The sequence below is a fragment of the Amycolatopsis sp. NPDC026612 genome, from assembly GCF_040638285.1.
Lineage (GTDB): Bacteria > Actinomycetota > Actinomycetes > Mycobacteriales > Pseudonocardiaceae > Amycolatopsis.
This window is the reverse complement of record NZ_JBEZYB010000009.1, coordinates 1-25,328: the sequence shown is the minus strand read 5'-3', so window position 1 is coordinate 25,328 and position 25,328 is coordinate 1. Positions and strand designations below refer to the sequence as shown.

At 70.8% G+C, this 25,328-nt stretch carries 23 protein-coding genes and 1 pseudogene; 17 read left to right on the top strand and 7 right to left on the bottom strand.

Translation table 11 applies throughout. From position 1 onward, the window contains the following. Positions 1-89: 89 nt before the first annotated feature. The 4 genes from AB0F15_RS12130 to AB0F15_RS12115 all read left to right on the top strand — a co-directional run bounded on the left by AB0F15_RS12130 (position 90) and on the right by AB0F15_RS12115 (position 3,557). On the top strand, positions 90-2,267 hold the full coding sequence (locus AB0F15_RS12130; RefSeq protein WP_360269472.1) for a germacradienol/geosmin synthase: 2,178 nt from the start codon (positions 90-92) through the stop codon (positions 2,265-2,267). Between the two features lie 227 nt (positions 2,268-2,494). After that, positions 2,495-2,725, top strand: a complete 231-nt coding sequence (locus AB0F15_RS12125; RefSeq protein WP_360269199.1) for a glutaredoxin domain-containing protein — start codon at positions 2,495-2,497, stop codon at positions 2,723-2,725. After that, complete coding sequence (locus AB0F15_RS12120; RefSeq protein ID WP_360269196.1) at positions 2,722-2,952, top strand: ferrous iron transport protein A; 231 nt, start codon at positions 2,722-2,724, stop codon at positions 2,950-2,952. Before AB0F15_RS12125 ends, AB0F15_RS12120 begins: the two co-directional genes overlap by 4 nt. A gap of 2 nt (positions 2,953-2,954) precedes the next feature. Further along, positions 2,955-3,557: a methyltransferase domain-containing protein gene (locus AB0F15_RS12115; protein ID WP_360269470.1), complete on the top strand. Its 603-nt coding sequence runs from the start codon at positions 2,955-2,957 to the stop codon at positions 3,555-3,557. Here the strand turns inward: AB0F15_RS12115 and AB0F15_RS12110 are convergent. Beyond that, positions 3,535-4,332, bottom strand: a complete 798-nt coding sequence (locus tag AB0F15_RS12110) for a TetR/AcrR family transcriptional regulator C-terminal domain-containing protein (RefSeq protein WP_360269193.1) — start codon at positions 4,330-4,332, stop codon at positions 3,535-3,537. The genes AB0F15_RS12115 and AB0F15_RS12110 overlap by 23 nt on opposite strands. Before the next feature lie 76 nt (positions 4,333-4,408). Between AB0F15_RS12110 and AB0F15_RS12105 the strand changes: the two genes are divergently transcribed. From AB0F15_RS12105 to AB0F15_RS12095, 3 genes are read left to right on the top strand one after another with little or no spacing between them, the layout of a single operon-like run. Continuing rightward, positions 4,409-6,682, top strand: coding sequence for an excinuclease ABC subunit UvrA (locus tag AB0F15_RS12105; protein WP_360269190.1), 2,274 nt, complete (start codon positions 4,409-4,411; stop codon positions 6,680-6,682). Beyond that, positions 6,679-7,482 carry a siderophore-interacting protein gene (locus AB0F15_RS12100; protein WP_360269187.1) on the top strand — a complete coding sequence of 268 codons (804 nt, stop codon included), beginning with the start codon at positions 6,679-6,681 and terminating at the stop codon, positions 7,480-7,482. The genes AB0F15_RS12105 and AB0F15_RS12100 overlap by 4 nt, the downstream gene beginning before the upstream one ends. Positions 7,483-7,498: 16 nt before the next feature. Continuing rightward, the gene (locus tag AB0F15_RS12095) at positions 7,499-8,386 is read left to right on the top strand and encodes an aminoglycoside phosphotransferase family protein (RefSeq protein WP_360269184.1); all 888 of its coding nucleotides are present in this window, start codon (positions 7,499-7,501) and stop codon (positions 8,384-8,386) included. A gap of 34 nt (positions 8,387-8,420) precedes the next feature. On the opposite strand, the gene AB0F15_RS12090 is transcribed toward AB0F15_RS12095, so the two are convergent. Then, a complete protein-coding gene (locus AB0F15_RS12090) occupies positions 8,421-8,984 on the bottom strand; it encodes a TetR/AcrR family transcriptional regulator (RefSeq protein ID WP_360269468.1) in 564 nt (187 codons plus the stop codon). 133 nt (positions 8,985-9,117) lie between these two features. Next, positions 9,118-9,822 carry an SDR family oxidoreductase gene (locus tag AB0F15_RS12085; RefSeq protein ID WP_360269181.1) on the bottom strand — a complete coding sequence of 235 codons (705 nt, stop codon included), beginning with the start codon at positions 9,820-9,822 and terminating at the stop codon, positions 9,118-9,120. Positions 9,823-9,922: 100 nt separating this feature from the next. Here AB0F15_RS12085 and AB0F15_RS12080 point away from each other — a divergent pair, with 100 nt between their 5' ends. Both AB0F15_RS12080 and AB0F15_RS12075 read left to right on the top strand, forming a co-directional pair. Then, the gene (locus AB0F15_RS12080) at positions 9,923-10,414 is read left to right on the top strand and encodes a helix-turn-helix domain-containing protein (protein ID WP_360269178.1); all 492 of its coding nucleotides are present in this window, start codon (positions 9,923-9,925) and stop codon (positions 10,412-10,414) included. Positions 10,415-10,452: 38 nt separating this feature from the next. Continuing rightward, a complete protein-coding gene (locus AB0F15_RS12075) occupies positions 10,453-11,613 on the top strand; it encodes an AAA family ATPase (protein ID WP_360269175.1) in 1,161 nt (386 codons plus the stop codon). 63 nt (positions 11,614-11,676) lie between these two features. Here AB0F15_RS12075 and AB0F15_RS12070 read toward each other — a convergent pair whose 3' ends face one another. After that, complete coding sequence (locus tag AB0F15_RS12070; protein ID WP_360269172.1) at positions 11,677-12,681, bottom strand: LacI family DNA-binding transcriptional regulator; 1,005 nt, start codon at positions 12,679-12,681, stop codon at positions 11,677-11,679. A 153-nt stretch (positions 12,682-12,834) separates the two neighbouring features. On the opposite strand from AB0F15_RS12070, the gene AB0F15_RS12065 reads away from it, so the two are divergent. From AB0F15_RS12065 to AB0F15_RS12040, 6 genes are all read left to right on the top strand, one after another. Continuing rightward, complete coding sequence (locus tag AB0F15_RS12065; RefSeq protein ID WP_360269169.1) at positions 12,835-13,914, top strand: ABC transporter substrate-binding protein; 1,080 nt, start codon at positions 12,835-12,837, stop codon at positions 13,912-13,914. Further along, positions 13,911-15,479 (top strand): sugar ABC transporter ATP-binding protein, encoded by a 1,569-nt coding sequence (locus AB0F15_RS12060; protein ID WP_360269166.1) that lies wholly within the window; start codon positions 13,911-13,913, stop codon positions 15,477-15,479. The genes AB0F15_RS12065 and AB0F15_RS12060 overlap by 4 nt, the downstream gene beginning before the upstream one ends. Next, positions 15,460-16,410, top strand: coding sequence for an ABC transporter permease (locus AB0F15_RS12055; RefSeq protein ID WP_360269163.1), 951 nt, complete (start codon positions 15,460-15,462; stop codon positions 16,408-16,410). Before AB0F15_RS12060 ends, AB0F15_RS12055 begins: the two co-directional genes overlap by 20 nt. Next, positions 16,407-17,393, top strand: coding sequence for an ABC transporter permease (locus tag AB0F15_RS12050; protein ID WP_360269160.1), 987 nt, complete (start codon positions 16,407-16,409; stop codon positions 17,391-17,393). Before AB0F15_RS12055 ends, AB0F15_RS12050 begins: the two co-directional genes overlap by 4 nt. Before the next feature lie 28 nt (positions 17,394-17,421). Continuing rightward, positions 17,422-19,884, top strand: coding sequence for a LamG-like jellyroll fold domain-containing protein (locus AB0F15_RS12045; RefSeq protein WP_360269157.1), 2,463 nt, complete (start codon positions 17,422-17,424; stop codon positions 19,882-19,884). Between the two features lie 149 nt (positions 19,885-20,033). Then, positions 20,034-22,346 carry a hypothetical protein gene (locus AB0F15_RS12040; RefSeq protein ID WP_360269154.1) on the top strand — a complete coding sequence of 771 codons (2,313 nt, stop codon included), beginning with the start codon at positions 20,034-20,036 and terminating at the stop codon, positions 22,344-22,346. Positions 22,347-22,438: 92 nt separating this feature from the next. On the opposite strand, the gene AB0F15_RS12035 is transcribed toward AB0F15_RS12040, so the two are convergent. The 3 genes from AB0F15_RS12035 to AB0F15_RS12025 are packed head-to-tail and all read right to left on the bottom strand — an operon-like array spanning position 22,439 to position 24,293. Next, positions 22,439-22,867 (bottom strand): PGPGW domain-containing protein, encoded by a 429-nt coding sequence (locus AB0F15_RS12035; RefSeq protein WP_360269151.1) that lies wholly within the window; start codon positions 22,865-22,867, stop codon positions 22,439-22,441. Next, a complete protein-coding gene (locus AB0F15_RS12030; RefSeq protein ID WP_360269148.1) occupies positions 22,846-23,232 on the bottom strand; it encodes a hypothetical protein in 387 nt (128 codons plus the stop codon). The genes AB0F15_RS12035 and AB0F15_RS12030 overlap by 22 nt, the downstream gene beginning before the upstream one ends. Continuing rightward, complete coding sequence (locus AB0F15_RS12025; protein WP_360269145.1) at positions 23,202-24,293, bottom strand: serine hydrolase domain-containing protein; 1,092 nt, start codon at positions 24,291-24,293, stop codon at positions 23,202-23,204. Before AB0F15_RS12025 ends, AB0F15_RS12030 begins: the two co-directional genes overlap by 31 nt. 77 nt (positions 24,294-24,370) lie before the next feature. On the opposite strand from AB0F15_RS12025, the gene AB0F15_RS12020 reads away from it, so the two are divergent. Together AB0F15_RS12020 and AB0F15_RS12015 are read left to right on the top strand one after the other, a co-directional pair. After that, a complete protein-coding gene (locus tag AB0F15_RS12020) occupies positions 24,371-25,066 on the top strand; it encodes a dihydrofolate reductase family protein (RefSeq protein WP_360269142.1) in 696 nt (231 codons plus the stop codon). A 65-nt stretch (positions 25,067-25,131) separates the two neighbouring features. Continuing rightward, a pseudogene (locus AB0F15_RS12015) lies at positions 25,132-25,328 on the top strand (HNH endonuclease); the annotation flags it as partial.

The window sequence follows — 25,328 nt, the reverse complement described above, 5'->3', positions numbered from 1 at the left end:
CATCCGGCCTGCTTCCCTTGGCGGGCACCGGCTTCGTTTGGTTGCCTCACGGGGTGCCTCAGCAACCGTTCGTCCTGCCCGAGTTCTACATGCCCTACCCGGCGCGCCTGAACCCGCACCTGGAGGGCGCGCGCGAGCACAGCAAGGCGTGGGCGGGCCGGATGGACATGATCGACGTGCCGCAGCACGGCACGGTGATCTGGACCGAGCACGACCTCGACTCCCACGACTACGCCCTGCTGTGCGCCTACACCCACCCCGACGCCGGCGCCGAAGAGCTCGACCTGATCACCGACTGGTACGTCTGGGTGTTCTACTTCGACGACCACTTCCTCGAGCTGTACAAGCGCACCGGCGACACCGAAAGCGCACGGGGCTACCTCGACCGGCTGACGCTGTTCATGCCCGCCGAAGGCGAAATCACGGCGACCCCGGAGAACCCCGTCGAGTGCGGGCTCACCGACCTGTGGAACCGCACGGTCCCGCACCGGTCGGCCGGCTGGCGGCGCCGGTTCATCGAAAGCACGAAGGCACTGCTCGACGAGTCGCTGTGGGAACTGGCCAACATCAACGAAGGACGGCTCGCCAACCCGATCGAGTACGTCGAGATGCGGCGGAAGGTCGGTGGCGCGCCCTGGTCGGCGAACCTGGTGGAGCACTCGGTGCACGCCGAGGTCCCTGACACGATCGCCGAGTCCCGGCCGATGGAGGTCCTTCGCGACTGCTTCGCCGACAGCGTCCACCTCCGCAACGACCTGTTCTCCTACCAGCGCGAGGTGCAGGACGAAGGCGAGCTGTCCAACGGCGTGCTGGTGTTCGAGGAGTTCCTCGGGCTGAGCACCCAGCAGGCGGCCGACGCGGTCAACGACCTGATCACCTCCCGGCTGCACCAGTTCGAGCACACGGCGCTGACCGAGGTGCCCGCGCTGTTCGACGAGCACGGCGTCGACCCGGCCGCCCGCGCGGCGACCTTCGCCTACGTCAAGGGGCTGCAGGACTGGCAGTCCGGCGGCCACGAATGGCACCTGCGGTCCAGCCGGTACATGAACGAAGGGGCCTTGGCCGGCCGCGGCGGGCCGGAACTGGGCGGCGTGACCGGCCTGGGCACGTCCGCGGCGCGCATCTTCTCGTCGGTGCTCGCGACGGCACCGCAACGGCTCCGGGCGTACGGCTCGACGCCGTTCCGCGCGGTCGACGTCCCGCACCCGGCGATCGACATCCCGTTCCCGCTGCGGCTCAGCCCGCACCTCGGGGCATGCCGGGTCCGCAACGTCGACTGGGCGCGGCGCACCGGCTTCCTCGACGGCGTGGTGTGGGACGAGCGGAAGCTGCGGGCCACCGACCTGCCGCTGTGCGCGGCGGGCATCCACCCGGACGCCACGGCCGACGCCCTCGACCTGACGAGCGACTGGCTGACCTGGGGCACCTACGCCGACGACTACTACCCGGTGGTGTTCGGCGCGACCCGCGACCTCGCGGGCGCGAAGGCGTGCAACCTCCGGTTGTCGGCGTTCATGCCGGTGGACGACTCGCCGACGCCGACGCCGGCGAGCGCGTTGGAGGTGGGCTTGGCCGACCTCTGGCCCCGGACCACGGCGGACATGAGCCCGGAGAACCGGCTGGCGGTGCGCCGGGCGGTCGACTCGATGACGTCGAGCTGGCTCTGGGAACTGGCGAACCAGGCGCAGAACCGGATCCCGGACCCGATCGACTACGTCGAGATGCGGCGCCGGACGTTCGGTTCGGACCTCACCATGAGCCTCTCGCGGTTCTCACACGGCCGTTCGGTGCCGCCCGAGCTGTACCGCACCCGCCCGGTGCAGGCGATCGAACACTCGGCGACGGACGTGGCGTGCCTGATCAACGACCTGTACTCCTACCGCAAGGAGATCCAGTACGAGGGCGAGCTGCACAACGCGGTGCTGGTCGTGCGCAACTTCCTCGACTGCCCGGAGCAGCGCGCGTTCGAGGTGGTGACGGACCTGCTCCACGCCCGGCTGGCGGAGTTCGGCCACGCGGCGGCGATCGAGCTGCCCGCCCTGTTCCGCGACTACGCCATCGAGCCGGACGTCCAGCAGATGCTGCTGGAGTACGTCCAGGAGTTCCGCGACTGGATGGCCGGAATCCTGAACTGGCACGAGAACGTGGGCCGCTACACCGAGACGGAACTGCGCTACCACCCGGCGGCGGCATCGGTGTTCGGCGGCCCGACCGGCATCGGGACGTCGTCGCTGCGCATCTCGTCCCTGATCCCGGCGGGTCACTGAGCCGCGTTGCCCTCGGCTCGATCATCCCGGTCGTGCCGACCGGCGCGGTGGTCGGCGCCGCGGCCGCGGCCTGGGCGGCCCGCAGCAGCACGGCTTCGTCGTGCACCCGCGCGAGCCGGCCTTTCCCGGCGAGGTCGTCGGGGCAGGGGCCTTGCACCGGTGTTCCGCGGCTGGCTGGCAGAGTTGGGGCACGCCCCGGTGGAAACCCCTGTCTCGGAGGTAGTTTCGTGAAGCTGACGGTCTACGGCGCGAGCTGGTGCCCGGACGTGAAGCGCAGCCGCGCGCTGCTCGACCGCGAAGGCGTCGAATACTCCTATGTGGACGTCGAGGCGGACGCCGACGCCGAGCGCCGCGTCCGCGAGCTGCAGGACGGCGCCCGCCGCATCCCGACGATCGTCTGGGAGGACGGCACGTTCCTGGTCGAGCCGTCGGACGACGAGCTGAGCGCGCGCCTGTGAAGCTGCTGCGGGAGCTGCCGCTCGGGACGCGGGTCGTGGTCCGCTACCGCATCGAGGGCGGCTTCACCGACGCGCTCGGCGACCTGGTGGCGCGCGACGAGGACTCCTGCACAGTCGAGACCCGGCGCGGCCGGGTCGTGGTGGCGTTCTCGTCGGTCACGCTCGCCAAACCGGTGCCCCCGCCGCCGGTCCGGAAATCGGGTGGCGGCCCGCCGTCGGCTTTGTGACCATCGGAGGCGTGTTCGACGAACTGGTGGCCGAAGCTTCGGCGGTCTCCGTCGAGGGCTGGGACTTCTCCTGGCTCGACGGCCGCGCCACCGAAGCCCGGCCATCGTGGGGCTACCAGCGGCTGCTCGGCGAGCGCCTGTCCCCCGTCTCCGCCGCGCTCGACCTGGAAACCGGCGGCGGCGAAGTCCTCGACGGCTGCCCGTCCCTGCCCCCGGTTTCGGCCGCCACCGAGTCGTGGGCGCCGAACATCGCGAAGGCGTCGGCCCGGCTGCGGCCGCGCGGGGTCCTGGTGGTGGCGACCGCCGGCATCCCGTTCGCGGACGACGTGTTCGACCTCGTCTCCAGCCGCCACCCCGTGAGGACGCAGTGGGCCGGGATCGCCCGCGTGCTGCGCCCCGGCGGAACGTACTTCTCCCAGCAGGTCGGCCCGGCGAGCGTGTTCGAGGCGGTGGTGTACTTCCTGCGCAAGGTGATCTGGCTGGTCCCGGGGTTCACGGTGGAGCGGTACCGGGACAAGCTGCGGGAGCTGCACGAGCTGATCGAGCGCGACGGCCCGTTCGTCGCCCACGCGACGCGGTTCCTCATCGAGGCCCGGAAGCCTTGACGATCGCCGCTTCGACGCCGTCCAGCAGCAGCTCCAGCCCCGCCTCGAACGACAGCCGCGCCTCCCGTTCCAGGTAGGGCTCGTCGTCGGAAGCCTCGTACGCCCCTTCCTCCCCCAGCCGGGCCACCGTCGGAAACCGCGTCGAGAGGTCCGGCGCCAGCTCGCCGAGCAACGCCGGCCGCGCGTACCACCAGTCCTCTTCGGACAGTCCCGTCTCGCGTGCCGCCTGGCGTGACTCCGCCGCCGCCTGGACCGAGCCGCGCACGATGTTGAACAGCGCCGACACCACCCAGCGCACCCGGGGCAACGGCAACCCCGTGGCCGCCAGAACGGAAAGCAGCGTCTCCTGCACGTGGAACTCCCCCGGCCCGAGCACCGGTCGCGCCGGGGACACCTGCAGCAGCCACGGGTGCCGCAGGTGCAGGTCCCACAGCGAACCGGCCGAGGCCACCGCCGCCGGCCGCCACCCGGACGAGACCGGGAACGCCGAAGGCAGCTCCGCCAACGTCCGGTCGTACATCAGGTCGACCAGCTCGGTCTTGCCCGGCACGTAGGTGTACAGCGCCATCGCCGTCCGGCCGAGGCGCTCTCCCACCGAACGCATCGACAGCGCCGCCATGCCCTCCGCGTCGGCGATGTCGATCGCCGCCGCGACGATCGCCTCGACGGACAGGCCCGGTTTGGGGCCCGGGCCCGTGCGCGGCGCCACCACGCGCGGCGCCCACAGCAGCTCCATGGACCGCCGGGCGTCCCCCTGACCCGCGAAGACGACCACCTCGACGACTCCTTACAGCATAAAGTAATGTACGATGGAGAATCTCTTTACAGCCTAAACTATCAAGAGGGACGGTATGACCTCACCCAGGCGGGCCGCCGACACCCACGACGTGATCCAGGTCCGGGGGGCCCGGGAAAACAACCTCACCGGCATCGACCTGGACATCCCGAAGCGCCGGCTCACGGTGTTCACGGGTGTCTCCGGCTCGGGCAAGTCGTCCCTGGTCTTCGGCACCATCGCGGCCGAGTCCCAGCGGCTCATCAACGAGACCTACAGCGCCTTCCTCCAGTCGTTCATGCCGAGCCTCTCGCGCCCGGACGTCGACCTGCTGGAAAACCTCAGCGCCGCCATCGTCGTCGACCAGGAGCGGATGGGCGCGAATTCGCGCTCCACGGTCGGCACCGCGACCGACGCCTACGCGATGCTGCGGATCGCCTTCTCCCGGCTCGGCGAACCGCACGTCGGCACGTCCGGCGCGTTCAGCTTCAACCTGCCCGAGGGCATGTGCCCGGCCTGCGAGGGGCTCGGCCGGGTCTCCGACCTCGACGTCCACGCCCTGCTCGACTTCGACCGCTCGCTCAACGAAGGCGCGGTCCTGGTCCCCGGCTGGGCCCCCGACAGCTGGTACGTGCAGATCTACGCGGCGTCCGGCTTCGTCGACCCGGACGCGAAGATCCGGGACTACTCGCCCGAGCAGCTCGACGACCTGCTGCACAAGGCCCCGTGCAAGGTGAAGGTGGGCAAGCAGAACCTCACCTACGAAGGCCTCGCGGTGAAGGTCAAGCGGCTCTACCTGCACAAGGACACCGAGACGCTGCAGCCGTACATCCGCGGGTTCGTCGAGAAGGCGGCGACGTTCAAGACGTGCGACGAGTGCGGCGGCGCCCGGCTCAACCAGGCCGCGCTGTCGGCGAAGATCGACGGGAAGAACATCGCCGACTGCGCGGCCCTGCAGATCAGCGACCTCGCCGAGTTCGTGCGGAACCTGGACGCGCCGTCGATCCGGCCGCTGCTGGGCAACCTGCGCGACACGCTCGACTCGCTGGTCGAGATCGGCCTCGGCTACCTGTCGCTCGACCGCGAGTCCGCGACGCTCTCGGGCGGCGAGGCGCAGCGCGTGAAGATGGTGCGCCACCTGGGCTCCAGTCTCACCGACGTCACCTACGTCTTCGACGAGCCGACCGTCGGGCTGCACCCGCACGACATCGAGCGGATGAACAACCTGCTGTTGTGCTTGCGGGACAAGGGGAACACGATCCTGGTCGTCGAGCACAAGCCGGAGACGATCCGGATCGCCGACCACGTCGTCGACCTCGGCCCCGGCGCGGGCACCGCCGGCGGGCGGCTCTGCTACACCGGGAGCATCGACGGCCTGCGCGCGTCCGGCACGCTCACCGGCCGCCACCTCGATCACCGCGTCACCCTGCGCGCGCAACCCCGCACGCCGTCCGGGCACGTGTCGATCACCGGCGCGAAGCTGCACAACCTGCGTGACGTCAGCGTCGACGTCCCGCTCGGCGTCCTCACCGTGGTCACCGGGGTGGCCGGCTCCGGGAAGTCGTCGCTGATCCACGGCTCCCTGGCCCAACGCGAGGACGTCGTCGTGGTCGACCAGTCGGCGATCCGCGGGTCCCGGCGGTCCAACCCGGCGACCTACACCGGGCTGCTCGACCCGATCCGGACGGCGTTCGCCAAGGCCAACGGCGTCAAGGCGAGCCTGTTCAGCGCCAACTCCGAAGGCGCCTGCCCGCGCTGCAAGGGCCTCGGCGTGATCTACACCGACCTGGCGATGATGGCCGGGGTCGCGTCGGTCTGCGAAGAGTGCGAGGGCAAGCGGTTCACGCCCAAGGTGCTGACCTTCGAACTGCGCGGCAAGAACATCAGCGAGGTGCTGGCGATGTCCGTCGCCGAGGCGCGCGAGTTCTTCCCCGGCGGCACCGCGCGCGCGGTGCTCGACCGCCTCGCCGACGTCGGCCTCGGCTACCTGACCCTCGGGCAGCCGCTGACCACCCTGTCCGGCGGCGAGCGGCAGCGGCTCAAGCTGGCGATCCGGATGGCGGAGAAGGGCTCGACCTACCTCCTCGACGAGCCCACGACCGGGCTCCACCTCGCCGACGTCGACCAGCTCCTCGCCCTGCTGGACCGGATCGTCGACGCGGGCAACACGGTGATCGTCATCGAGCACCACCAGGCCGTGATGGCCCACGCCGACTGGCTGATCGACCTCGGCCCCGGCGCCGGCCACGACGGCGGCCGGGTCGTCTTCGAAGGCACGCCGGCTTCGCTCGTGGCCGACGCTTCCACCCTCACCGCTCGCCACCTGCGCGAATACCTGGGGAAGCCGTGAACCCGACCGGCCTGCTCGAAGTGACGGCGGTGCGGCGCGTGACCCCGCGCACCGTGCGCGTCACCTTCACCGGCGACGGCCTCGGCGAGCTGGAGCCGTGGCCGGACCAGCAGCTCAAGCTCCTGTTCCCGCCGCCGGGCCGCCCGGTGCGGCTGCCGTCGGCCGGCGACGACGTCCTGCGCTGGTACCAGGCGTACCTCGCGATCCCGGCCGGAGAACGCCCGGTGATGCGCAGCTACACCGTGCGCGGCCGCGACCCGGGCCGGGCGGCGATCGACGTCGACTTCGTGCTGCACGGCTCCACGGCCGGCCCGGCCACGGCGTGGGCCCGGACGGCGGCACCGGGTGACGTCCTCGGCCGGTACGGCCCGGACCCGGCCTACCGCCGTCCGCTGTCCGCAGCGGACGTCCTGCTGTGCGCGGGCGACGAGACGGCGATCCCCGCCATCGCGACCATCCTGTCCGAAGTGGACAGTGCGGTGGTGTTCGTCGAGGTCGCGGACGCGGCCGAGGAGCAGCCGCTGCCCGGCGAGGTGCACTGGCTGCACCGGAACGGCGCCGAGCACGGTCGCAAGCTGGTCGAAGCCGTGCGCGACGCGAAGCTCCCGGGCGGTTCGGTGGCCGCGTGGCTGGCGGGCGAAGCGGGCGTGGTGCGGACCCTGCGCCGCCACCTCGTCGGCGACCGCGGCCTCGCCGAGAACGCCGTCGAGTTCACCGGGTACTGGCGGCGCAGCCTGACCCAGGACGACGCCCCGACCGCGGAGGACCTGGCCGACGCCGCGGAAAAGGGGGGTGGTTGATGGCAGACTCGGCCGGGTGCGAGCGGAACTGACGGCATCGGGCATCGATCCGGCTTCGGTGGTGACGGCCGAGGAGATCGGCGGGGGAACGTACAACCGGGCGATCCGGATGACGCTGGCGGACGGGCGGCGGCTGGTGCTCAAGATCGCACCGGCCGCGCCCGGCCTGTCCTACGAACACGACCTGCTCGCGACGGAGGCGGAGTACTACCGCCTGGTGGCCGGGCCGGTGCCGTCGGCGGTGGGCGCCGGGCCGGGATTCCTGCTGATGACGGAGGTGCCGGGCGTCCCGTGGCACGGCTCGAAGGTCACCGGGCGCGAGGCGCTGCGCCGGGAGCTCGGCGGGATCGTGGCCGGGCTGCACACCGTGACCGGCGCCGGGTTCGGCTACCTCCAGGATCCCCCGCACCCGACGTGGCCGTCGGCCTTCGCGGCGATGGTCGACGCGGTGCTCGGCGACGCCGTCCGGTACGGGGTGCACCTCCCCCGGCCCGCGGCGGAGATCGCGCACCTCGTCCGCCGCCACGAGCCGCTGCTGGAGCTGGTCACGACACCGGTGCTCGTCCACTTCGACCTGTGGGACGGCAACATCCTGCTCGACGGCGACCGGGTGTCCGGCATCATCGACGCCGAGCGCGCGTTCTGGGGCGACCCGGTGGCGGAGTTCGTGTCACTGACGCTGTTCCGCGACCTGGACCCCGCGCTCGTGGACGGCTACCGCGCGGCGGGCGGCCCGGCCGCGTTCGACGCGCCGTCCCGGCGGCGCCTGGCGCTGTACCGCGTGTACCTGGACCTGATCATGCTGGTGGAGATCGTGCCACGGCGGTATTCGGACGCGGACCGGGCGCGGTTCATCCGGACTCGCCTCGCCGACGACCTCGACACCGTGCAGCGCGCGCTCTGAAACCACTTCGGTGGTGCTGCGGAAGCCGCTCCGATCACGCGAACACCAGCGACACCAGCTCGTCCACGAACGGCTCGACCAGCTCGGCCCCGGTCCGGTGGAGCACGCTGTGGAACAACGCCACCCGCCCGTGTGCGCCCACGAACACCACCGCCGCCGCGCGGCCCGGCGTCACCCTCAGCGGGTGGCCCGCTTCGACGCACCGTTCGAACCCGGTGGCCAGCCGGTCGATCACGTCCAGCAGCGGGCCCTCCGCGCGGGCGTCCGGGACCGGCCGCGACGCGCCGTTCGCGAGCATCAGCCGGTAATGCCCGGGATTCTCCATGGCGAAGGTGCAGTAGGCGTGAATCTGCGCCCGGACCCGGCCGACGACGTCGGTTTCGCCGAGCGACTCCTCCGCCGCCCGCATCGAATCCCGCAGCCGGGCGTATTCGTGCTCGAGCAAGCCGCGCACCAATTCCGCACGATCGGAAAAATGCTGGTAGATGCTCGCCGGGGCGATACCGACGGCGCGCGCGACCCCGCGGATCGTCAGCCCGTCCTCGCCGCCGAGGTCGGCGAGCAACCGGGCGGCCGCGGCCAGGATTTCACCGCGCAGCCGTTCGCCTTCGCCCCAGCGGTTTCTCGTTCGGCCGATTCCGGCTTCAACGTGTTCCGGCACCCGCCCATTCATACGCCCGGGGGGCAGGGTGTCGTATTCCGGGGTCCGGAAAACGGCGGCCGGAACGCGGTCAGGAAACCAGCGCGGGGTAGAGCGCCGTCAGATCGGCGGACAACCCGGCCCGCACGTTCCGGCTGACGTCATCGGCCAGCACCTCGAAGCGGCCTTGCTCGACGGCGTCGAGCGCCAGCCCGGCCACGACCGCCGGGTCGATCTTCGGGCCGTCGACGTCCTTGGCCATGTCGGTGTCCATGTAGCCGACGTGCAGCGCGGTCACCTGCGTCTTCTGCGGGGCCAGTTCCAGGCGCAGCGCGTTGGTCAGCGACCAGGCCGCCGACTTCGCCGCGGAGTACGCCGCCACCTGCGGTGCGGTGAACCAGGAAAGCACCGAGAGCACGTTGAGCACCGCGCCCCCGCCGTTGCGCTCGAGGACCGGCGCGAACTCGCGCGTGACCGCGAGGGTGCCGAAGTAGTGCGTGTCCATCTCCAGCCGGATGTCCTCGAGGGACCCGCCGAGCAGGGACGCCCCGGTCGACGAACCGGCGTTGTTCACCAGCAGCGTGACGTCGCCGGCGGTCTTCGCGGCTTCCCGGATCGACGCCGGGTCGGTCACGTCGAGACGCAGCGGGACGACGCCCGGCAGGTCGATCGACTCCGGGTTGCGCGCGGCGGCGTAGACCTTGGCCGCGCCCCGCTCGACGAGGGCGGCGGCGAACCGCCGTCCGAGTCCCCGGTTGGCTCCGGTGACCAGCACGACCGCACCTGAGATGTCCATGACGAGCTCCTCTCGACCTGACTTGCTCCCTGCAAGCTAGCTGAGCCTGACCCTACGGGGTAGACTTGCTCGTAGCAAGTCAGGTCGAAGGGATCACACGATGAGCCGCCGCATCACCTGGGAGGACGCCGCCTGTCCGATCGCCCGCGCCGCCGACGTCCTCGGCGAGCCGTGGACGCTGCTGATCCTGCGCAACGCCACCGCGGGCACCACCCGGTTCGAGGACTTCCGCGCCCAGCTCGGCATCGCCGACAACGTGCTGACGACCAGGCTGGCCAAGCTCGTCGACCGCGGACTGCTGACCAAGCTCCCGTACCGCGACGGCGGCCGCACCCGGCACGAGTACCGCCTGACCCGGGCCGGCTCGGACGCGCTGCCGGTGCTGCACGCGCTCGGCGCCTGGGGTGACGCCCACACTGCGTCCGAGCAAGCACGCGGCCCGATGACACTGGTCCACACCCGCTGCGGCCGGCTCACCCGGCCGGGCACGAAGTGCGACAGCTGCGGAAAACCACTGGCCAGGGACGACCTGGCGTGGCGCGGCTCGTGGCTGGGCGACGGCGAGATCCCGCTGGCGGACCCGGTCGGCTGACCCGGTCGGCGGAAAGGCCGGCGCGATAGGTTCGGAGGATGCTGACCACGCTCGCCGTCGAGAACTACCGCTCACTGCGTGACCTGGTGCTGCCGCTGTCCGGGCTGACCGTCGTCACCGGACCGAACGGCAGCGGCAAGTCGAGCCTGTACCGGGCGCTGCGGCTGCTCGCGGACGCGTCGCGCAACGGCGCCGTGGCGGCGCTGGCCCGGGAGGGCGGCCTGCCCTCGACGCTGTGGGCCGGCCCGGAGAACGGCGTGCGACGAGGGACCACGCGTGTCGAGGGCAAGGTGCACACCAACGCCGTCGGGCTGCGGCTCGGCTTCGCGGGCGACGAGTTCGGCTACGCCCTCGACCTGGGGTTGCCGGTGCCGGGCAAGAGGACGTTGTTCAACCTCGACCCGGAGTTCAAGCGGGAAGCGGTCTGGTCGGGACCGTTCCTGCGGCCGTCGGCGTTGCTGGCGGACCGGGCGGGCCCGTCCGTGCGCACCCGCGTCGAATCCGGGGGCTGGGGTGGCGATCGGTTCAAGATCCGGTTGACGGACAGCATGCTGAGCGAATTCGCGGACCCGCGCGCCTGCCCGGAGCTGGTGGTGCTGCGGGAGCGCATCCGGTCGTGGCGCTTCTACGACCACTTCCGCGCGGACGCCGACGCACCGGCGCGCCAGTCCCGCATCGGCACCCGCACGCCGGTGCTGTCCCACGACGGCGCCGACCTCGCGGCGGCCCTGCAGACGATCATCGAAGTGGGCCGCGCCGCGGACCTCGCGGAAGTGCTCGACGCGGCCTTTCCGGGCTCGACCGTGGAGGTGCGGCGCTCCGAGGACGGCCTGCTGTCGGTCGAGTTCCGCCAGCACGGGTTGCTGCGCGCGTTGTCGGCGGCGGAGCTGTCGGACGGGACGCTGCGGTTCCTGCTGTGGGTGGCGGCCCTGCTGACCCCGCGCCCGCCGGAGCTGCTGGTGCTGAACGAGCCCGAGACCAGCCTCCACCCGGACCTCCTCCCGGCCCTGGCGACCTTGATCGCGACGGCGGCGAAGGAGACCCAGCTGGTGGTGGTGTCCCACGCCCAGCCCCTGATCCGCGCGCTGGCGGAGGTCGCCGAGGTGAGCACGGTGGAGCTGGAAAAGGAGTACGGCGAGACGAAGGTGGCCGGCCAGGGCCGGCTGGACCGGCCCGCCTGGCACTGGCCCGCCCGCTGAGCCGCCCCACCCGCCCGGCACCCGTACCCAGCCGGACGCGTGCCGGCCGACTGGGTACGCCGGTCAGCGGCCGCGGGTGCTTTCGCGGATCTCCAGCCCGAAGGGCGTTTGGATGTCCTGCGGGGGTGACGTCGTGTCGCCCGTGATCCGGCGGTGGACGAGGTCCACCGCCGCCTCGGCGAGTGCCGTTTTGTCCGGGGCGATCGTCGTCAGCGACGGGAGCGAGAATGCGCTCTCTTCGTTGTTGTCGAATCCCACGATGGCGACGTCCTCCGGCACCCGGAGCCCCAGCTCCGCCACCGCGCGCAAGGCGCCGACGGCCAGCAGGTCGTTGAAGCAGAACACCGCGTCCGGCGGCGAATCCGACGCCAGCAGCGACTTCATCGCCGCCGACCCGACCGACCGGTGCCACTTCTCCGCCGGGGCCACCAAAGCGTCCGAATAGGACAAACCGGCCTCGGCCAGCGCCGCCCGGTACCCGGCCAGACGCTGAGACGACGTCCCGCGCTCGGGGTTGCGCCCGATCGCCGCGATGCGCCGCCTGCCGAGCGAGGCCAGATGGGACACCGCCGTCCGCGCGGCCAGGACGTTGTCGATCGCCACGTGGTCGATCGGCACGTCCACCGCGTGCTCACCCAGCATGACCAGCGGGATCCCGCCCGGATCGGCCGGGAAGTCCGCCGCCTCCAGGGCTTCCGGGTGCACGAGGGCCCCGTCGACCAGGTGCGGCCCCAAGGACGAAAGCGTCTCCCGCTCCCGTGACCGCGTGCCCTGCGTCTGTTCGATCAGGACGCTCCAGCCGCGCTTCTGGGCCGCCGTGATGACCAGGCCGGCCAGCTCGCCGAAGTACGGGATCGACAGCTCCGGCACCATCAGCGCGAGGAACCCGGTGCGGCCGCGGCGGAGGTTGCGCGCCCCGACGTTCGGCCGGTACCCGGTCACCGCCAGTGCTTCCTCGACACGCCGCCGGTTCTCCGGCTTGACGAAGGCGTAGCCGTTCACGACGTTCGACACCGTCTTCACCGACACTCCGGCAAGCGTGGCGACGTCCTTGAGCGTCACGGTCACGAGCGGTCCCTTCAGAGAGTGAGCACGAAGTGTAGCGAGCGACTGCCGGTTTACAACGTTGTTCCAACGATGTAAAAAGTACCTCAAGGCTCCCGCGGTGACCCCGATCACCTCGGCGAGCGGGCCACCAACGACGCTGCCCGAGGAGTCGCTGTGCTTTCGTCCTCCCGTCCCCGACTGGTTCTGGTCACCGCGGCCGCCGCCGCGCTCACCCTCACCTCCTGCACCAGCCGGGAAGAAACCCCCGCGGCGCCGTCGAGCGGCGGTGGGCCGGCCGCGAGCGCCCAGTCCGCCGCACCGTCCGCCGACGGCTGCACCCTGCAGAAAACCGGTTACCCGAAGGTTGACCTGAAGACGGCGGTGGTCGGTTTCTCACAGTCCGAAAAGGAAGCCAACCCCTTCCGGATCACCGAGACGCAGTCCATCCGGGACGAAGCCGCGAAGCTCGGCATCGCGAGCGACAAGCTGCTCGTCACCAACGCCCAGAGCGACCTGAACCGCCAGATCAGCGACATCAAGTCGATGCTCGACCGCGGCGCGCAGCTGCTCGTCGTCGCGCCGCTGAACTCCGACGGCCTCCAGCCCGCCCTCGACGCGGCGAAGGCCAAAAAGGTCCCGGTCGTCACCATCGACCGCAAGGTGACGTCGCAGCCGTGCACCGACTACCTGACCTTCATCGGCTCCAACTTCGTCGAACAGGGCCAGCGCGCCGCGCAGGAGACCGCCCGCGTGACCGGCGGCACCGGCAAGGTCGCCATCCTGCTCGGCTCGTCCGGCAACAACGTGACCACCGACCGCACCAAGGGCTTCAAGGACGAGCTCGCCAAGACGCCGGGCCTGTCCGTGGTCGCCGAGCAGACCGGCGAGTTCGACCGCTCCAAGGGCCAGTCCGTGATGGAGCAGCTCATCCAGAGCCACCCGGACATCACCGCCGTCTACGCCGAGAACGACGAGATGGGCGTCGGCGCGGTCAACGCGCTCAAGACGGCAGGCAAGACGCCGGGCAAGGACGTCAAGGTCATCTCGATCGACGGCACCCGCAACGCCGTGCAGCTCATCGTCGACGGCAGCTACAACGCCGTGATCGAATCCAACCCGCGCTTCGGCCCGCTGGCCTTCCAGACGCTGCAGAAGTTCGAGAACGGCGAGCCGATCCCGGCGAGCATCGTGATCACCGACGACCAGTACGACGAGACCAACGCCGCGCAGAAGGTCGGGAACTCCTACAAATGACGGCAGCCACCGAAGAGGACGTCGCCATGACGACCGCACCGGTGCTCGAGGTGACCGGGGTGACCAAGCGGTTCCCCGGCACCCTCGCCCTCGACGACGTCAGCTTCGCGCTGAAGCCGGGCGAGGTGCACGCGCTGGTCGGCGAGAACGGGGCAGGCAAGTCCACGCTGATCAAGGTGCTCACCGGCGTCTACCAGCCCGACGAGGGCGAAGTGCGCCACCTCGGCGAGCCGGTGACGTTCAAGCGGCCGATCGACGCCCAGCGCGCCGGGATCTCCACGATCTACCAGGAGGTCAACCTCGTCCCGCTGATGAGCATCGCTGGCAACGTCTTCCTCGGCCGCGAACCCCGCACTCGCGCGGGGCTGGTCGACTGGTCGAAGATGTACTACGAGGCCCGTGAGCTGCTCAAGGGCTACGGCATCGACGACGACGTCAAGCGTCCCTTGCACACCCTCGGGGTCGGCGCGCAGCAGATGGTCGCGCTGGCCCGCGCGGTCTCGACCGACGCCAAGGTCGTCATCATGGACGAGCCGACGTCGTCACTCGAGCCGCGCGAGGTGGAGACGCTGTTCGAGGTGCTGAACCGGCTGCACGCCGAAGGCATCGCGATCGTCTACGTCAGCCACCGGATGGACGAGCTGTACCGGGTGTGCGACAGCGTCACCGTCCTGCGCGACGGCCGAGTCGTCCACAGTGGACCGTTGAAGCGCCTGCCGCGCATCGAGCTCGTGTCCAAGATGCTCGGCCGGGAGATCAAGCAGATCCGCGAAGAGGGCGTCACGGCGTTCGGCGAGGAACACGACGTCGAGCGCGAACCGCTGCTCAAGGCGGAAAACCTGAGTGGCCTGCGGAAGCTGCACGACGTCTCGGTGAGCATCCGGCCCGGCGAGGTCGTCGGACTGGCCGGGCTGCTCGGCTCCGGCCGCAGCGAGACGGCCCGGGCCATCGTCGGCGCGTTCCCCCTCGACGGCGGCAGCGTGCTGCTGGCCGGGAAACCGCTGAAGAAGGGCAAGATCAAGGCCGCCATGCGCGCCGGGATCGCGCTGCTGGCCGAGGACCGCAAGACCGACGGGATCATCCCGAACCTGTCGGTGCGCGAGAACATCGTGCTGGCCGCGCTGCCGACGCTGTCGCCGTTCGGCCTGGTCAGCACGGCCAAACAGGACAAGATCGTCAAGATCTTCATGGAGCGCCTGCGGATCAAGGCCGCGAGCCCGGAGCAGAAGGTGTCGGAGCTGTCCGGCGGCAACCAGCAGAAGGTGCTCCTCGCCCGCTGGCTCGCCACCGGTCCGAAGATCCTGCTGCTCGACGAACCCACCCGCGGCATCGACGTCGGCGCCAAGGCCGAGGTCCAGGCGCTGATCGACGAACTCGCCCAGGAAGGGCTCGGGGTGCTGCTCATCTCGTCCGAACTGGAGGAGCTGATCGACGGCTCCGACCGCGTGGTGGTGCTGCGCGACGGCTCGGTCGTCGGCGAACTGACCGGCGACGGCATCACCGAGGAGAACGTACTGACGGCCATCGCAGCGGAGGGTGACAACGATGTCCACCGCCACCCTTGAGCGCGCGAAGGTCACCGCGTGGCTGCAGGACTACGGCGTCTACCTGGCCGTCGTCGTGCTGCTGCTGTTCAACGTCCTGTTCACCGAGAACTTCCTGTCCGCGGCCAACTTCCGCACCCAGCTGGTGCAGGCGGCGCCGGTCTGCATCGTCGCGCTCGGCATGGCGCTGGTGATCGGCACCGAGGGCATCGACCTGTCGGTCGGCTCGGTGATGTCGATCGCCGCCGCGCTCATCCCGCTCTACCTCGGCGCGGGCCCGCTGACGGCGATCGTCGTGGCCGTCATCGCCGGGATCGTCTCGGGCCTGTTCAGCGGGTACCTGGTGGCCTACCTGGGCATCCAGCCGATCATCGCCACGCTCGCGCTGCTGGTCGGCGGCCGCGGGCTCGCGCTGGTCATCGCCCACGGCCAGCTCGTCCAGCTGCACAACCAGGACTTCCTCGAGCTGGGCACGGGTGACGTCCTGGGCGTGCCGATCATGGTCATCGTCGCGGCGGTGCTCGCGGTGCTGGCCGGGCTGGTCGTCCAGCGCACGACGTTCGGACGGCACCTGGTCGCGGTCGGCGGCAACCGCGCGGCGAGCACCCTGGCCGGGCTGCCGGTGAAACGCGTGCTCGTCGGCGTCTACGTCATCTCCGGGGCGCTGGCCGCGGTGGCCGGCGTGCTCGCGACGTCGAGGCTGGGCGCCAGTGACCCCAACGACCTCGGGCTGCTCATGGAGCTGTCGGCGATCACCGCGGTCGTCGTCGGCGGCACGCCGCTGACCGGCGGCCGGGTCCGCGTGCTCGGCACCGTGTTCGGCGCGCTGCTCATGCAGCTCGTGCACGCCACCCTGATCAAGCACAACCTGCCGGACTCGACCGCGCAGATGGTCCAGGCGGCCATCATCGTCGTCGCGGTCTACGTCGCCCGCGAGCGGAGCAGCCAGTGACGACAACCCAGTCCGCCACTCCGGTCACCGCGCGCAACGCCGCCCTCGCCGGAGTCCTGCAACGCCAGGGCGCCGCCGTCGTGCTCGTGCTGGGCATCGCCGCCGCGTGGTTCGCCTTCCCGCGCTTCGGGTCCGCGGACAACCTGCGCGACCTCGCGTTGCAAAGTTCCTTCCTGGCGATCATCGCGCTCGGGATGACGTTCGTGATCATCTCCGGCGGCATCGACCTGTCGGTCGGCTCGAACTACGCGCTCGGCGGCGTCCTCGCCGCGTACGGCGCCCAGTACGGGCTCGTCGTCGCGATCCTGCTGCCGCTGGCGGTGTGTTCGCTGATCGGGCTGGTCAACGGCGTGCTCATCGCCCGCACCGGGATGGCACCGTTCATCGTGACGCTGGCATCGCTGCTCTTCGCCAGGGGACTCCTGCTCGCGCTGACGTCGGAGGGCGCGACGACGTACAAGGTGGACGCCGGCTCGGCGTTCCTCTGGCTCGGCCAGGGCACGATCTTCGGCATCGGCGTCCCGGTCTACCTCACGCTCGTCCTGTTCGCGCTCGGCGGGCTTCTCCTGCGCCGCACCCGGTTCGGCCAGTCCGTGTTCGCCATCGGCGGCGCCGAGCAGTCCGCGCTGCTGATGGGCCTGCCGGTGGCCCGCACCAAGATCAGCCTCTACACGCTGAGCGGCGCCCTCGCCGGGGTCGCGGGCATCCTCACCGCCGCGTACCTGCAATCCGGCGTCACGGTGATCGGTGTCGGCACCGAGCTCGACGCGATCTCCGTGGTCGTCATCGGCGGCACGCTGCTCACCGGCGGCGCCGGGACGATCGTCGGCACGCTCGTCGGCGTGCTGCTGCGCACGCTGATCCAGAACGTCATCAACCAGATCGGCACCCTCGACTCCAACTACCAGACGGTGGTGAGCGGGGCCTTCCTGCTCGTCGTCGTGGTGATCCAGCGCCTGCTGGCGCGTTCCCGAACCCGCTGAACCCTGTCCCCTACCCGGAGGTTCGACGATGTTCCGTCCCGCCCGGCTGGCCGCCGTACTGGCGCTGGCCCTCACCGGGTTCGCGGTCCCCGCCGCGCACGCCGAGTCACCACCGCAGTGGCAACGGCTCGCCCCGCCGCTGTCCACTCCCTGGACGAACGACGTCTCCCCCACCAACGCCCTGCCGGACTACCCGAGACCGCAGCTGACCCGCGACAAGTGGCAGAACCTCAACGGCGTCTGGGAGTTCTCCGCGGCCAAGGCCGGTGAAGCCGCGCCTGTCGGCCGGTCCCTGGGAGAGCGCATTCTCGTGCCGTACCCGGTCGAGTCCGCGTTGTCCGGGATCATGCGCCACGAGACGAACATGTGGTACCGGCGGACGTTCCAGCTGCCGCGCGACTGGCGGGGACAGCGGATCCTGCTGCACTTCCAGGCCGTCGACTACGACGCCACGGTGATCGTCAACGGCAAGACCGTCAGCCGCCACACCGGCGGCTACGACGCTTTCTCCGTCGACGTCACCGACGCACTGACCACCGCGCGCGACCAGGAGCTGATCGTCGGCGTCGCCGACCCGAACGATCAGGGCGGCCAGCCCATCGGCAAGCAGCGCCAGCCCGGTGACGGCATCTTCTACACGCCGTCCTCCGGCATCTGGCAGACCGTCTGGATGGAGCCGGTGGCGTCCGCGCGCATCGACCGGCTCGACGTCACGCCGGACGTCGCTTCGGGCTCGGTCACGGTGAACGCCGTGGTCGGCGGCCCGGTGAAGCAGCGCGTCGAAGCGGTCGCCTACGACCACGGCCGCCCGGTCGGGCGCGTGAGCGGGGACGCGAACAAGCCGTTGAAGCTCAAGGTGGACCGGCCGCACCTGTGGTCGCCGGACGACCCGTTACTGTACGACCTGCGCGTCAAGCTCTCGGGTGGCGACGAGGTCGGCTCGTACTTCGGCATCCGGTCGATCAGCGTCGGCAAGACCGCCGACGGCAAGCAGCGGATGCTGCTCAACGGCAAGTTCGTGATGCAGGTGGGCCCGCTCGACCAGGGCTTCTGGCCGGACGGCATCTACACGGCGCCGACCGACGCGGCGCTGAAGTTCGACCTGCAGCAGGAAAAGGCGCTCGGCTTCAACATGGTGCGCAAGCACATCAAGGTCGAGCCGGACCGCTGGTACTACTACGCCGACAAGCTCGGGCTGATGGTGTGGCAGGACATGCCGGCGATGAAGGACGACGTCGAGCCGTCCGCGGCCTCTCGGGTCAACTTCGAGTCCGAGATGCACCGGATGATCGACCAGCACCGCAGCTTCCCGTCGATCGTCACGTGGGTGCCGTTCAACGAGGGCTGGGGCGACTACGAAGTCGGCCGCATCGCCGATCTCGTCAAGTCCTGGGACCCGACGCGGCTGGTGAACGCCGAATCCGGCGTCAACTGCTGCCGGTCCGAACCGGACAGCGGCAAGGGCGACATCTACGACGACCACAGCTACACCGGGCCGGGCACGCCGGTGCAGACCGGCCCGCGCGCGGCGGCCGACGGCGAGTACGGCGGCCTCGGCCTCAAGATCGCCGGGCACGAGTTCGACGCGGCAGGCAGCTTCGCGTACGAAATGGAGCCCGACAGCGCGACGCTGACCCGCCGCTACGGCGAACTCCAGCAGCGGCTGCTGCTCGTCGCCCGGCGGTGCGGGGTGTCCGCGGGGGTCTACACGCAGACCACCGACGTCGAGAAGGAGGTCAACGGCTTCTTCACCTACGACCGGCAGGTGAAGAAGATGGACTTCGCGGCGGTCCGCGCGGCGAACCTCGCGGTGATCAAGGGTGCCACCGGCGCCCCGGTGTCCGGTCCGTCCGTGCCCACCGGAACGCCCGGAATCGACGGGATCGCCGCGTACCCGTTCGACGAAAACGCAGGTACGGTGGCTGCGGACGCGGTCGGTGACCACGACGCGACGCTCGTCGGCGGTGCGTCCTGGACCGCGGGCAAGAACGGTTCGGCGTTGGCCACCAACGGTTCCGGCCAGTTCGCCGACACCGGCGCCGCGCTGGTGAACACCGAAGGCAGCTACAGCGCGGCGGCGTGGGTGAAGTTCAACGCCGTGGGTGACGGCTTCCAGACGATCGTGAGCCAGGACGGCGAGAGCACCAGCGCGTTCTTCCTGCAGTACTCGGGCGCCGACCACCGGCTCGCGATGAGCTTCGTGGGCACGCGGGCGCTGGCGCCGGTGGCGCCGGAACCGAACCGCTGGTACCACGTGGTCGGTGTCCGCGACGCGGCTGCGGGCACGCTGAAGCTCTACGTGGACGGCCAGCCGGCCGCTACGAAGAGCGTCTGCCTCGGCGAAGCGTCCACCGGGCACACGGTGATCGGCCGCGGCAAGTACGGCGGCGGCCCGGTCGACTACCTGAACGGAGCGGTCGACCAGGTGCACGTCTACGACCGGGCGCTGTCCGATGCGGACGTGAGTGCCCTGTTCTCCAGCGGCAGGTAAGGCAACCGGCGACGCCCCCTGTGCGTGTGCGCTAGCAGTGTGGCCGTACTCCACGGCCACCGGGTGCACACGCACAGGGGGTGAGCCGTTTGGGCTCCGGAAGATCCAACCTGCCCGCGAGAGCGGGCGTTGTCACACTCGTCACGGCCGTGGTCGCCGCCGGCACCGCGGTCCTCACCGCGGCCCCGGCCGCGGCGGAATCGAGCACCGGGATCGCGGCCTCTTCGTGGGCCTACGTCGACTCGGCCGCACCGAAGGCGAGCTTCGTCGACCAGGCCGGGACCGCGCCCGTCGGGGCGCACGCCTACGCCGGCGGCACGAACCACGTGTCCAAGTCCTACGTCACCTTCGACCTCTCGGTGCTGCGGGGGAACCGCTTTCAGTCGGCGTACGTGAGCATCGGCGAAACCGCCGTCACGGACTGCGCCAACGCGCGCTCGACGGAGCTCTGGCTGACCGCACCGGCGAAGAAGCCGACGTGGAACACCCAACCGGCCGAGCTGCTCAAGGTCAACGGCCCGTACCTCGACTCGGCGTGCCCGTCGGACAAGCTGACCTGGACGGCCACCGCGGCCGTCCAGAACGCGCTCGACGCCGGGCGCACGACGGCGACGTTCGTCCTGCGGCTGCCCGAAAACCAGTTGAGCGACCCGAAGTTCGGCCGCGAATACGACCCGAAGGCGACGCTGTTCTTCAACTACGACCGGCCGCCGGCCAAGCCGACCGGGCTGAGCGTCACCTACCAGCCGTGCACGGCGAAACCACTCGTCGTCTCCCGGCAGGTGGTGCTGGGCACCGACGTCTCGGACCCCGACGACTCCTACCCCGGCACGGAGTTCGCGTTCTGGCCCACCGACCACCCGGACCAGCGCACGACCCTGGGCGGCACCGGCCGGACGTGGGTCGAAGTGACCTCGCGCGTCACCGAAGGCGTCACCTACGCCTGGCAGGTGCGGGGCAAGGACGCCGGCGGAGTCACCGGGCCGTGGAGCTCGACCTGCAAGTTCACCACCGACTTCACCGCGCCTGCCGCGGCGCCGGTCATCACGTCGGCCGACTACGCCGCCGACGGGCCGCCCGGATCCGGGGGCACCGGCGTGCCGGGGACGTTCGTCTTCGACGCCAAGGGCGACCAGGACGTCATCGGGTTCAAGTGGGACGGCGGCTACGCGGCGGCCGACCGCCGCGGCGGCAAGGCGACCGTCCGTTACGCCCCGGAGTCCAGCGGGCCGGTGGGCATCGGCGCGGTGTCCGTCGACGCGGCGGGCAACCAGTCGCCGAGCGCCTACTACCGGTTCTGGGTCGCGGACAACCAGCCCCGGGTCGACTGCACGCCGTTCTCCGCCTACGTCGGCACCGAGCGGACGTGCGTGTTCCGGCCGGGGAGCACCACCCCGGTCACCGCGTACATCCACCACCTGTCCGGCCAGGACGACGAGACCGTGCCGGCCGGGCCGGACGGCACGGCGACCGTGAAGGTCACGCCCACCGATCCGCAGAGGCACACGCTCCAGGTCTCGGTCCGGTCCCGGCTCTCGACGGGGTACCTGACCGCGGCGACCGACGCCCTGCTGCTGAGCGAAGGGGGCGAGCCCGAGGTCGAAACGCTCACCACCGACCCGATCCAGGGGCTGCCGGTGCAGTTCCGGGTGCACGCCACGCTCCCCGGTTCGGTCTCGGTGACCTACCACCTCGAGTCGGGCGAACCGGCCACCGTGCCGCTCGACGCGGACGGCACGGCGACCATCACGGTCACGCCCACGACGTCGTCCTGGAACACGCTGTACGCCTACACGAGCCTCGTCACGGGCATCCGCTCCGCCTGGGGTGAGGGCAGTGCCATGGTCGCGTCGAACAAGCCGAAGGTGACCAGCGCGGAGTACCCGGAGAGCCAGACCGGTGGCGCGGTGGGCACGCCCGGCACGTTCGTCTTCTCCTCGCCGGTGCCGGGTGCGGTCAGCTACACCTACGAGTTCAGCGGTGGACCGCAGGGCACGGTCGCCGCGGGGCCGGACGGGACCGCGAGCGTCGTCTTCACTCCGACGCACACCTACACCAACGGCATCTTCGTGACCACGAAGTTCGCCGACGGCACCGTCTCCGAACAGGGCGGCTACTGGTTCTACGTCGCCTACATGGCACCGCACTTCTCGTGTGACGCCACCGGGTGGTCGGTGGCGCCGGGGCAGCACATCCAGTGCACCCTGACGCCGGTCCAGGCGAACCTCGCGTCCTACGGCTACCAGGTGGGCGCCGACCCGGAGACCACCCTCGCGCCCGGGGCCGACGGGACGGCGACGTTCGGCTTCGACGTCCCCGCGGACGCCCACAGCGGCTCGTACGTCGAGCTGCGGGTGTGGAGCACGAACACCGCCGGCGCCCGGTCGGACGAGTCGGGGACGAGCTTTTACGTCTACGTGAACACGGGCGCGTCGGCCCGCGGCACGGCGACGGCCGTCTGAGTTCCCGGTGACGGCCACCGCGGCAGCCCGCCGTGGTGGCCGTCACGGTCGCCCGCTCCAGCACGAGCGGGCGTGTGCCGGTCAGTCGCCGGTCAGTCGCCGGTCGAAGCCTTCGTTCCGGTCTTCCGGCGGGACTTGACGCGGCGGTAGCTCCAGCCCAGCAGCGCGAACAGGATCACCGACGAAAGGATCAGGCTCGACCCGGTGCTCCAGCCGCTGAACGGCAGCGACTTCACCGTGCCCCAGACGATCCCCGCCGCCAGCAGCGCCAGCCCGGCCAGCACCGAGCCGGCGATGCGCAGCGGCGAGGACACGCTGTCTTCGGCCGCCTTCATCGCGCGGTCACGGACCGGGTCGACGTACCGCTCGAGCGCCGGGAACTCCGAGGCCAGCAGCAGCAACCCGGCGAGCACCAGCAGCAGTCCCGGCCCGGGCAGGACCAGCAGCAGCACCCCGACCACCAGCAGGATCGCGCCGGCCACCACGACCAGGACCCGCTTCATCCGCTTTCCGAGCCCCACGCGACCACTCCTGTCGTTTCGGCTGATTCTTCCCGTCGCGGCCGCTGTCTGCCACTCACCAGAACCCTTACCCGCGCAACGACCACCACTAACGCACAGAGCGTGGCCGCACCGAGCCAGCCGACGACGCCCGGCCAGACGTACAGGATCTGCCCGAAGGTGCCCCGGCGGCCGGCGAACACGACGCTCAGCAGCTCCGGCAGCAGCACGAGGGCCAGGCCGGGCGCCAGGTACGGCAGCAGCCGCAGCGCTGCCCGCCCCGGGTTCTTCCGGCGCGCGGCCCACCGCCGCGCGTGGACGACGCCGAGCGCGGCGAGCAGCACCGAAAGCAGGATCAGCCCGGCGAGCACCCGGTCCGCGACCACCCCGGCGGGCAGCGCGAGCTCCGGCGTACCCCCTGGACCAGGGTGGCCAGGCCCTGCGCCAGCGTCTCCGCGTCGTTGTCCAGCGCCAGGCCGGTGGGGGCGAGCACGGCGATGCCGTGTCCGTCCGGCAGCAGGATCTGCGCGGCGGTGTGGCTGAACCACTCGCCGGTGTGGGACAGCCGCCCGGCGGGATCGGCGCGCCAGCCCAGCGCGTACTCGCGCCCGGGAGCCGGGGTGTGCACGAGCGCGACCGAAGACGGCGACAGGACACTGCCGCCGTCACGCTGCGCGATCAACCAGCGCGCCAGGTCCCCGGCGGTGGTCTGCACGCCGTGGCTGCCGCCGGTGAACCAGTCCGGCTCGGTCACCGGGACCGCGAACCCGAACGCCCGCACGTACCCCGGCGAAAGGTCCGCGGGCGGCTCGTCCACGGTCGTGCTGGCCGCCATCCCGAGCGGCTCGAACAGCCGCGTCCGCAGGTAGCCGTCGAACGGCTGCCCGGCCACCACCTCGACGATCCGGGCGGCCACCTCGTAGTTCGGGTTGTGGTAGTGGAACTTCGCGCCCGGCTCGTCGGCGAGCCCCGCGTCCCGCAGGCGGGCGACGGCCTCGGCGAGGCTGTGCGGCTGCGGCAGCGTCAGGTCGGGGAACGCGGAGTCGGCCATCCCGGACGTCTGGTCCAGCAGCATCCGGACGGTGATCCGCGCACCGCGGGGGTCGGCGACCCGGAATTCGGGCAGGTACCGCGTCACCGGCTCGTCCAGCCCGAGCCGGCCGGCCTCGGCCAGCTGCAGCACCGCGAACGCGGTCATGGACTTGCTCAGCGACGCGACCGGCAGCCGGGTCGCCGCGGTGATGGGCGCGCCCGCCGCGTCGTGGCCGTAGCCGGCGACGCGGACGACGTCGGCCCCGTGGGTGACGGCGACGGCCGCGCCGGGCAGGCCGGTGTGGTCGAGGTAGACGCGAACGTAGCCGTCGACGTCGAGGGGCACCGCCGCGGCGGCGGCGGGGGTGGCCGTCCCGAGCAAGACGGCCGCGAGCACGAGGAAAAGCCTGGTCATGGGGCAAAGGTAGGCAGCGGGAGGTGGTCGTGGCCGCTGCCGGACGACGGGCACCACCCCTCCTTTCGGCACCCTTCTTGACGGCTCTCTCCCGGCTCTCCTATATTCAACAGATCTGTTGTTCAACTGATTGGTTGAAAATAATGGCGGTCGACGAGGAGGCGTCGAGCACGGCGTCGCCCGGAGTGGTGGCGAGCTTCTGCATGTCGCTCGACGGGTTCGTGGCCCGGCCCGACGACAGCGTCGGCCCGCTCTTCGACTGGTACCAGGCCGGAGACGTCGAGGTGCCGATGATCGGTTACCCGATGACGTTCCGGGTGGCGCCCGCCAGCGCGGAGTACCTGACCGCATTCCTCGATTCGGTACGCCACAGCGCCTTCGTCTGCGGCCGCCGGGTGTTCGACCACACCCACGGCTGGGGCGGCCGGCCACCGGGCGGCGGCGCGGCGTTCGTCGTGACGCACCGCCCACCGCCGTCCGGCTGGGCCGCGGATCACTTGGCACCCTTCGCGTTTTGCCCCGACATCGAGAGCGCGATCGAGCAGGCCAAGGCCGCCGGCGACGGAACCGTGGGCGTCTCCGGACCGGCGATCGCCCAGCAGTGCTGGAACCTCGGCTTGCTCGACGAGGTGCGGATCGATCTGGTTCCGGTGCTGCTCGGCGAAGGGGTGCGGTACTTCGAGAACCTCGGCTCGGCCCGGGGTTTCTTGGAACGTGTCGAAGTTGTTGCAGGGGAAGGAGTTACCCACCTTCGGTATCGGGTCCACCGCTGATTCCCGCCTTGCTTCCACCCGATCGTGTGATGAACTCCTGTTCGATTCCGGGGTAGCTTGGACGTATGTCCAGCAACGCGATCCAGCACGCCGACGCGGTGGCCCTCGCCGACCGTATCGGCTCGCTGCTCGCGTGCATGCGTTCTGCTGAGGCTGAACTTGGTGCGCTGCTGGTGGAAATCGAGCAGCGGGGCGTGCTGGAGCTGTTCGGGTATCGTTCTGTGGCCCGGTTGCTGGAACACCTCGGCGATGTCCCGAAGCA

Bases quoted from the DNA above. Each gene is read 5' to 3' on its own strand.
- AB0F15_RS12130 (WP_360269472.1), top strand. From the start codon at position 90: ATGCCCTACCCGGCGCGCCTGAACCCGCACCTGGAGGGCGCGCGCGAG.
- AB0F15_RS12105 (WP_360269190.1), top strand. From the start codon at position 4,409: ATGACCTCACCCAGGCGGGCCGCCGACACCCACGACGTGATCCAGGTC.
- AB0F15_RS12085 (WP_360269181.1), bottom strand. From the start codon at position 9,822: ATGGACATCTCAGGTGCGGTCGTGCTGGTCACCGGAGCCAACCGGGGA.
- AB0F15_RS12080 (WP_360269178.1), top strand. From the start codon at position 9,923: ATGAGCCGCCGCATCACCTGGGAGGACGCCGCCTGTCCGATCGCCCGC.
- AB0F15_RS12075 (WP_360269175.1), top strand. From the start codon at position 10,453: ATGCTGACCACGCTCGCCGTCGAGAACTACCGCTCACTGCGTGACCTG.
- AB0F15_RS12060 (WP_360269166.1), top strand. From the start codon at position 13,911: ATGACGGCAGCCACCGAAGAGGACGTCGCCATGACGACCGCACCGGTG.
- AB0F15_RS12055 (WP_360269163.1), top strand. From the start codon at position 15,460: ATGTCCACCGCCACCCTTGAGCGCGCGAAGGTCACCGCGTGGCTGCAG.
- AB0F15_RS12045 (WP_360269157.1), top strand. From the start codon at position 17,422: ATGTTCCGTCCCGCCCGGCTGGCCGCCGTACTGGCGCTGGCCCTCACC.
- AB0F15_RS12025 (WP_360269145.1), bottom strand. From the start codon at position 24,293: ATGACCAGGCTTTTCCTCGTGCTCGCGGCCGTCTTGCTCGGGACGGCC.